At 75.4% G+C, this 8,004-nt stretch carries 7 protein-coding genes; 6 read left to right on the forward strand and 1 reads right to left on the reverse strand.

Annotated features, from left to right (window positions below; genetic code table 11):
• The 6 genes from pcrA to AB6N23_RS15940 all read left to right on the forward strand — a co-directional run.
• On the forward strand, positions 1-2,445 hold a 2,445-nt coding region (gene pcrA / locus AB6N23_RS15915; RefSeq protein WP_412866973.1), incomplete at its 5' end, for a DNA helicase PcrA.
• Positions 2,446-2,582: 137 nt separating this feature from the next.
• Entirely contained in the window at positions 2,583-3,764 is a 1,182-nt protein-coding gene (sucC, locus tag AB6N23_RS15920) for an ADP-forming succinate--CoA ligase subunit beta (protein WP_412866974.1), read from the forward strand.
• Positions 3,765-3,802: 38 nt separating this feature from the next.
• A complete protein-coding gene (gene sucD / locus AB6N23_RS15925) occupies positions 3,803-4,690 on the forward strand; it encodes a succinate--CoA ligase subunit alpha (protein WP_412866975.1) in 888 nt (295 codons plus the stop codon).
• A gap of 140 nt (positions 4,691-4,830) precedes the next feature.
• Positions 4,831-6,168: a cell division protein PerM gene (locus AB6N23_RS15930; protein ID WP_412866976.1), complete on the forward strand. Its 1,338-nt coding sequence runs from the start codon at positions 4,831-4,833 to the stop codon at positions 6,166-6,168.
• Positions 6,165-6,527, forward strand: a complete 363-nt coding sequence (locus AB6N23_RS15935; protein WP_412866977.1) for a DUF2750 domain-containing protein — start codon at positions 6,165-6,167, stop codon at positions 6,525-6,527. Before AB6N23_RS15930 ends, AB6N23_RS15935 begins: the two co-directional genes overlap by 4 nt.
• A gap of 155 nt (positions 6,528-6,682) precedes the next feature.
• Entirely contained in the window at positions 6,683-7,441 is a 759-nt protein-coding gene (locus AB6N23_RS15940) for a hypothetical protein (RefSeq protein WP_412866978.1), read from the forward strand.
• A 55-nt stretch (positions 7,442-7,496) separates the two neighbouring features.
• Here the strand turns inward: AB6N23_RS15940 and AB6N23_RS15945 are convergent.
• A partial coding sequence (locus AB6N23_RS15945; protein ID WP_412866979.1) for a hypothetical protein occupies positions 7,497-8,004 on the reverse strand: 508 nt, incomplete at its 5' end.

The raw sequence follows: 8,004 nt of genomic DNA on the forward strand, positions 1-8,004 counted from the left end.
GGCCTGCCCCTGGTCGTCCCGCCGCGCGGCGACGGCGACGAGCCGGCGCCCGCGGAGGACCCGCGGGCCGCACGCGACGCCGCCCGCGCCGAGGCGCTGCTCGAGGGGCTCAACCCCCAGCAGCGCGAGGCCGTGCTGCACGCCGGCGGGCCGCTCCTCATCGTCGCGGGCGCGGGCTCGGGCAAGACGCGGGTGCTCACCCACCGCATCGCCCACCTGCTCGCGACGCACCGGGCGCGCGCGGGCGAGGTCCTGGCGATCACGTTCACGAACAAGGCCGCGGCCGAGATGCGCGAGCGCGTCGAGGCCCTCGTCGGGCCGTCCGCGCAGCGCATGTGGGTGTCGACGTTCCACTCGGCGTGCGTGCGCATCCTGCGCCGCGAGGCCGCGACGCTGGGCATCCGCTCGAGCTTCTCGATCTACGACGCCGCCGACTCCCAGCGCCTCCTGACGCTCGTCGCGCGCGAGCTCGACCTCGACCCGAAGCGGTACCCGCCCAAGGCGCTCGCGGTGAAGATCTCGAACCTCAAGGACGAGCTCGTCGACCCCGACACGTTCGCCGCGACGTCGGGCGGCGGCAGCGCCAACGACTTCGACACCGTGCTCGCGCAGGTGTACCGGCGCTACCAGCAGCGCCTCCAGCAGGCGCACGCGCTCGACTTCGACGACATCATCGTGCGCACCGTCGAGCTGCTGCAGGGCTTCCCCGAGGTGGCCGAGCACTACCGCCGGCGCTTCCGGCACGTCCTGGTGGACGAGTACCAGGACACGAACCACGCGCAGTACGTGCTGGTGCGCGAGCTCGTGGGCGTCGACGGCGGCGCGGACGGGCACGGCGTCGACCGCGGCGAGCTGACGGTCGTCGGCGACGCCGACCAGTCGGTGTACGCCTTCCGCGGCGCCAGCATCCGCAACATCCTCGAGTTCGAGGCGGACTACCCGGACGCGCGCACGATCCTGCTCGAGCAGAACTACCGCTCGACGCAGACCATCCTGTCCGCCGCCAACGCGGTGATCGCCAAGAACCCGAACCGGCGGCCCAAGCGGCTGTGGACCGACTCGGGCGCCGGCCCGCAGATCGTCGCCTACGTCGCGGACTCGGAGCATGAGGAGGCGCGGTTCGTCGCCGAGGAGATCGACCGCCTCGGCGACACGCAGGGTGTGCGGCCCGGCGACGTCGCGATCTTCTACCGCGCCAACGCGCAGTCGCGCGCGCTCGAGGAGGTGCTCGTGCGCGTCGGCCTGCCCTACAAGGTGGTCGGCGGCACGCGGTTCTACGAGCGGCGCGAGATCCGCGACGCCATCGCCTACCTGCGCGCGATCGCGAACCCGGACGACGACGTGAGCACGCGCCGCATCCTCAACGTGCCGAAGCGCGGGCTGGGGGAGCGGTCCGAGGCGATGGTCGCGGCGTTCGCCGAGCGCGAGCGCATCTCGTTCGGCGCCGCGCTGGCGCGGCTGGACGAGGTGCCCGGCCTCGGCACGCGGGCGATCACGGGCATGAGCGCGTTCGCGACGATGGTCGAGGAGCTGCGCGACCTCGCCGCCACCGCCGGGCCCGCCCAGGTGCTGGGCGCGGCGCTCGACCGCAGCGGCTACCTCGCCGAGCTGCGCGCGAGCGAGGACCCGCAGGACGCCTCCCGCGTCGAGAACCTCGCCGAGCTGCACGCCGTCGCCTCGGAGTTCGAGCAGAGCGACCCCGAGGGCGACCTCGCGGACTTCCTCGAGCGTGTCTCGCTCGTCGCGGACTCCGACCAGATCCCCGTGCCCGACGGCGCCGAGGGCGAGGACGGCGAGGCCCGTCCCGACCAGGGCGTCATCACGCTCATGACGCTGCACACCGCCAAGGGCCTGGAGTTCCCGGTCGTCTTCCTCACCGGCATGGAGGACGGCACCTTCCCGCACATGCGGTCGCTGGCCGACCCCGACCAGCTCGCCGAGGAGCGGAGGCTCGCCTACGTCGGCCTGACCCGCGCGCGGGAGCGGCTCTACGTGTCGCGCGCCGCCGTCCGCACGGCGTGGGGCGTGCCGAACGAGTTCCCGCCGAGCCGCTTCCTCGACGACCTCCCCGAGGAGCTCGTCGACTGGCGCCGCCGCGAGTCGTCGACGTCGCGGCTGCGCGGCGGCTGGGGCTCGGGCTTCGGCGCCGGCGGGCGCGGGTCCGGCTGGGGGGAGCAGCGCTCCGGCTCCGGCAACGGGCCGGTGCGCACGGAGCAGCGCCCGACGCTGCCGCGCACGGGTGCGTCCTTCGGGTCGGCCACGCCGCGCTCGACCGCCGAGGTCCCCGACCTCGGCGTCGGCGACAAGGTCACGCACGACGCGTACGGGCTCGGGACGGTCGTGGCCGTCGAGGGCGCGGGCGCGAACGCCGTCGCGAAGATCGACTTCGGCTCGCACGGCACCAAGCGCCTGCTGCTGCGGTACTCGCCGGTCACGAAGCTGTAGGACGGGCTCGGGGCGGCCGGGTGAGCGCGGCCACAGTCTCTCGATGTCGAGGGACCTCGGTCCCGACGATACGATCGAACCGGGCGACGCGGCCGCACAGGGCCGCCCGCGCGGTCGACGAGAGGAAACCGGACCAGGTGGACCTGTTCGAGTACCAGGCACGTGACATCTTCGAGAAGCACGGCGTGCCCGTGCTCGGCGGCATCGTCGCCACGACCCCCGAGGAGGCGCGCGCCGCGGCCGAGCGGCTGCTGCCGGCCGAGGGTGGCGTCGTGGTCGTCAAGGCGCAGGTGAAGACCGGGGGCCGCGGCAAGGCGGGCGGCGTCAAGCTCGCCCGGTCCGCGGACGAGGCGGCCGAGAAGGCCGGCGAGATCCTCGGCATGGACATCAAGGGCCACACGGTCCACCGCGTGATGATCGCCGAGGGCGCGAAGATCGCGACCGAGTACTACTTCTCCCTCCTGCTCGACCGTGCCGAGCGCCGCTACCTGGCGATGGCGTCCGTCGAGGGCGGCATGGAGATCGAGCAGCTCGCGGTCGAGCGGCCCGAGGCGCTCGCGCGCGTCGCGGTCGACCCGCGCGCCGGCATCGACGAGGCGAAGGCGCAGGAGATCGTCGCCGCCGCCGGCTTCGACGCCGAGGTCGCGCCGAAGGTCGCCGACGTCCTGCAGAAGCTGTGGACCGTCTACCGGGACGAGGACGCCACGCTCGTCGAGGTCAACCCGCTGGTCCTCACCGAGGACGGCGAGGTCGTCGCGCTCGACGGCAAGGTGACCCTCGACGCGAACGCGGACTTCCGCCACGAGGACCACGCCGCGCTCGAGGACAAGGCCGCGGCCGACCCGCTCGAGGCCCGCGCCAAGGAGAAGGACCTCAACTACGTCAAGCTCGACGGCGAGGTCGGCATCATCGGCAACGGCGCCGGGCTCGTCATGAGCACGCTCGACGTCGTCGCGTACGCCGGCGAGGCGCACGGCGGCGTGAAGCCCGCCAACTTCCTCGACATCGGCGGTGGCGCGTCCGCCTCCGTCATGGCGGCGGGCCTGGACATCATCCTCACGGACCCGCAGGTCAAGTCCGTCTTCGTCAACGTCTTCGGCGGCATCACCGCGTGCGACGAGGTCGCGCGCGGCATCGTCGAGGCGCTGCGGATCCTCGGCGACGAGGCGTCCAAGCCGCTGGTCGTCCGCCTGGACGGCAACAACGTGGCCGAGGGCCGCGCGATCCTCGCGGAGGCGGCGCACCCGCTCGTCACCCTGGCCGAGACGATGGACGGCGGCGCCGACAAGGCGGCCGAGCTCGCCCACGCCGCCGCCTGACGCCCGCCACCCACGAACCGAGAGAAGCAGACACCACCATGGCGATCTTCCTGACCGAGGAGTCCAAGGTCATCGTCCAGGGCATGACCGGGTCGGAGGGGCAGAAGCACACGACCCGCATGCTCGCGTCCGGCACGAACGTGGTCGGCGGCGTGAACCCCCGCAAGGCCGGGACGTCGGTGACGTTCCCCGCCGGTGAGGGCACGGTCGACGTGCCCGTGTTCGGCACCGTCGCGGACGCGCTGGAGCAGACGGGCGCGGACGTCTCCGTCATCTTCGTGCCCCCGGCCTTCACGAAGGCCGCCGTCATCGAGGCCGTCGACGCGGGCGTCCCGCTCGTCGTCATCATCACCGAGGGCGTCCCCGTCGCGGACACCGCCGAGTTCTTCGCGTACGCGCAGGACAAGGGTGTGCGCCTCGTCGGCCCGAACTGCCCGGGCCTGATCAGCCCCGGGAAGTCGAACGTCGGCATCATCCCCGCCGACATCACGGGCGCCGGCAAGATCGGCCTCGTGTCGAAGTCCGGCACGCTGACCTACCAGATGATGTACGAGCTGCGGGACTTCGGGTTCTCCACGGCCGTCGGCATCGGCGGCGACCCGATCATCGGCACGACGCACATCGACGCCCTCGCGGCGTTCGAGGCGGACCCTGAGACCGAGCTCATCGTCATGATCGGCGAGATCGGCGGCGACGCCGAGGAGCGCGCGGCCGCGTTCATCCAGGAGAACGTCACGAAGCCCGTCGTCGGCTACGTCGCCGGCTTCACCGCGCCCGAGGGCAAGACGATGGGCCACGCCGGCGCCATCGTCTCCGGCTCGTCCGGCACCGCGCAGGCCAAGAAGGAGGCCCTCGAGGCCGCCGGCGTCAAGGTCGGCAAGACGCCGTCCGAGACCGCCGAGCTCGCCCGCGCGCTGCTCTCCTGAGCACCCCGCCGCCCCCGGGCGGCACCACGGACGGCCCCGGCCCGCGACGTACCGCGGGACCGGGGCCGTCCGCGTCCCCGGGCGGCGACGCGCCGCCCCGGCTGCGCCCGCCGGCGCCGCCCACCGGCGACCATGGACCCGTGCCCCCCTCGACCGGTCCTGTCCCCGTCACGGGACGCGCCCGCCGCGTGCTGCAGGACGACGCGCGGCCGTCGTTCTTCACCAGCGCGATCGACGGTGCGCCGCGCTGGGCCGTCGGCGCGCTGGCCGCGCTGCAGGGGGCGGCGCTGTCCCTCCTCGTGCTGGCGGTGCCCGCCGTCGCGGTGTTCGTCGCCACGTCCGCCGACCCGTCCAACGCGGACGTCGCCTGGACGCGCGCGGTCGTGGTCGCCGCGAACCTGTGGCTGCTCGCGCACGGCGTGCCGGTCACGGTGGGCGGTGCGGCGGTCTCGCTCGTGCCGCTCGGGCTCACCGTCCTCGCCGCCTTCACCTGCTACGCGTCGGCCCGGCGGTCGGGCGTCGCGACCCGCTCGGGCGCGGCGGCCGCGCTCGCGGCGTACGCCGCGCTGACGGTGCTCGTGGCGCTCGTCTGCGGCGTGGACGGCGGTGGCGTGGTGCGTGCGCTGCTGGGCGCCGTCGTCGTGGGCGGGGCGGGCCTCGGCGCCGGGCTGCTGCGGCGGCCCGAGGCGCCGACGTGGACGGCGCTCGTCGCGCCCCTGCGCGACCGGCTCCCGGCGGCGGTCGTCGTCGGGCTGCGCGCCGGCCTCCTCGTCGCCGCGGCGCTGGTCGCCGTGGCCGCTCTCGTCACGGCCACGTGGGTGGTCGCCGGCCGGGCGACCGTCGCCGACGTCGTGCGGCTCCTCGGCCTCGACGCGGTCGGCGGCACGGTGCTGGCCGTGGGCGAGCTCGCCTACCTGCCCAACCTGGTGGTGTGGGCGCTCGCGTGGGTCGCCGGGCCCGGGTTCGCCGTGGGCGCGGGGACGCGGTTCGCGCCCGCCGAGGTCGTCGCGGGACCGCTGCCCGCGGTCCCCCTGCTCGGGGTGCTGCCCGCGCCGGGAATGGCCGGTGGGCTGCTGCTGGCCGCGCCGGCCGTGCTCGTCGTCGTCGGCGTGCTGGCCGGGCTCACCGTGCACCGCCGGCTCGCGCCGGTGCGTGCGCGCGACGTCGTCGTCGCCGTCGCGACCACCGCCGCGACGGGAGGGCTGCTGGTGACGGCGCTGCAGCTCGCGGCCGCGGGCGCTGCCGGGCCCGCGCGCATGGCGCAGGTCGGCGCGTCCGCGTGGCTGGTCGGGCTCGCCGTCGCCGGGGGCGCGGGGCTGGGCGCGCTCGTCACGGCCGTCCCGACGGACCGGGCGGTGCACGCCGCGGTGCGCGAGCGGCGGGACGCGCGCCGGCGAGGGGCGACGTCGGCGGCGGAGGACCAGGACGTGTCCTCCGACGCCGAGCGGAGGTCGACGCGCGGACCATCGGCTCCGTGAGCACGAGCGCAGCGCAGGCGACGGCCTTCTACGAGGAGGCGCAGCGCGAGGGATCGGTGTGGACGATACGCGACGGTGCAGGCTACCCGGCTCCGCTCGACGCCGATGGCGAGCGAGCCCAGCCGTTCTGGTCGCTCCGGAGCCGCGCGGAGCGGATCGTGGCGCAGGTGCCCGCCTACGCGGGCTTCGTCGTCGAGGAGGTACCCCTGCACCAATTCCCGGAGCGGTGGCTCGGCGGTCCGGGGAGGGACGGGATCCGAGTCGGCCCGAGCTGGGCCGGGGCACGTGGGACGGGTTACGACGCCGCCGATGTGGAGCGCAGGTTCGCCGCAGCCGGCCCGCCGCCGACGCCCGACTGAGCGGCGTGGGCGGTCGCGCCGCCCGAGCGGGTGCGCGCCGGGCGGCGGCGAGCCGGACGCCGAAGGCCCACGCGTCCCTCACCGGGCGCCACTAGGCTCGAGCGGTCGCGCCGCCACGAGGGCGGCCACACGCAGCGGAGAGGCGGGGTTCGTCGGTGCGCCGAATGCTCCGCACGGTGTTCCTCGAGGTCCCGACGGTGCTCTACGCCGACCTGGACACCGGGACCTTCGGGTCCCGGGGCCGGATGGTGCTCCGGCTGGCCGTCGCGGTGGGCGCGTCGGCGCTCGTCGGGGCAGGTGCCGCGGCAGCGCTCGGTCGCGACGTCGCCGACGGTGCCGTCGTGGGGGCCTTCGTCGGGCTGGGCGCGTGCCTCCTCCTCCTCGTCCTCACGCTCAGCCTCGTGGCCGGGTCGGGGATGTGGGCGATGGCCGCGCCGACGGGTGACCGGGCGGCCGAGGGGCGCTCGACCCGTGGCGGTCACCGCGCGGCGCCGGTCCTCTTCGTCATCGCCGCGTTCGCCGGCATCGTGGGCGGGCTGGTCACGGTCACCACGGGCGTCGCGGCCCTGGACGAGCTGCCGTTCCGGGGGGAGCGGGCGACCGCGACCGGGACCGTGGTGGCCTGGGAGGACCGCGACCGCGGGCGGGACCCGGACCGTGTCTTCCTCGTGGAGTACGAGGTGGACGGCGCGCCGCGCACCGGCGAGCTCGCCATCGAGGACTCGGACCTCACCCTCTCCTCCGAGATCGGCGACCGGACCCGGCTCGAGTACGTCGTGGACCACCCGGAGCGCATCCGGCGTGCGGGCGAGGCGGAGTCGGCCCGGTCCACGCTGCCCGTGCTCGGCGCGGTGGGCGTCGGCCTGCTCGTCGTGGCGCCGGCCGCGGGAGCGGTCGGGCGACGCCTCGCGTGAGGCCGTGGACGTCGTGCGGGTCCGACCACGCCGGCGCGGCGGTGTGCCGGGAGCGTCAGGCGCCGGTCGGCGCGGACGGCAGGAACGAGCGCGTCGTCCGCTCGAGGTCCTCGACGAGCTGCGCGTCGCACACCCGCTCCGCCTGCACGGTCAGCGCGCGCCCGCGGCACTCCTGGTGCGCCTCGCGGGCCGACGCGTAGACGAAGACCTGCACGCTCGTGAGCGTCCACAGCACCGCGGCGACCACGAGCACGGCGGTCAGTGCGACGACCGCGCCGCGCGCGTGCGCCTGCACGCCGCGGACGACGGCGACGATGCCGAGGGTGAGCGCGGCGAGCGACGCGACCGGCGTCGCGTACGCCCACGGGTAGGGCGCGGAGACGAGCAGGACCGCGACCAGCAGGCAGACGGCGCCCCAGGCGGCCGTCCGCGTGCTGCGGGCGATGCCGGCGGGGTCCGGCTCCGGCGGTGCGGGGCGCGGCGGGCCGCCGTGCGGTCCGGTCGGCCCGCCCTGCGGCGCACCGTGGGGTCCGTGTTCAGCGCGACCACGCCCATGGACAAGG

Origin of the sequence: Cellulomonas pasadenensis (assembly GCF_047229365.1) — a bacterium.
In the GTDB taxonomy this organism is placed as follows: domain Bacteria; phylum Actinomycetota; class Actinomycetes; order Actinomycetales; family Cellulomonadaceae; genus Cellulomonas.

Coding starts and splice junctions, on each gene's coding strand:
- sucD (WP_412866975.1), top strand. CDS start 3,803: ATGGCGATCTTCCTGACCGAGGAGTCCAAGGTCATCGTCCAGGGCATG.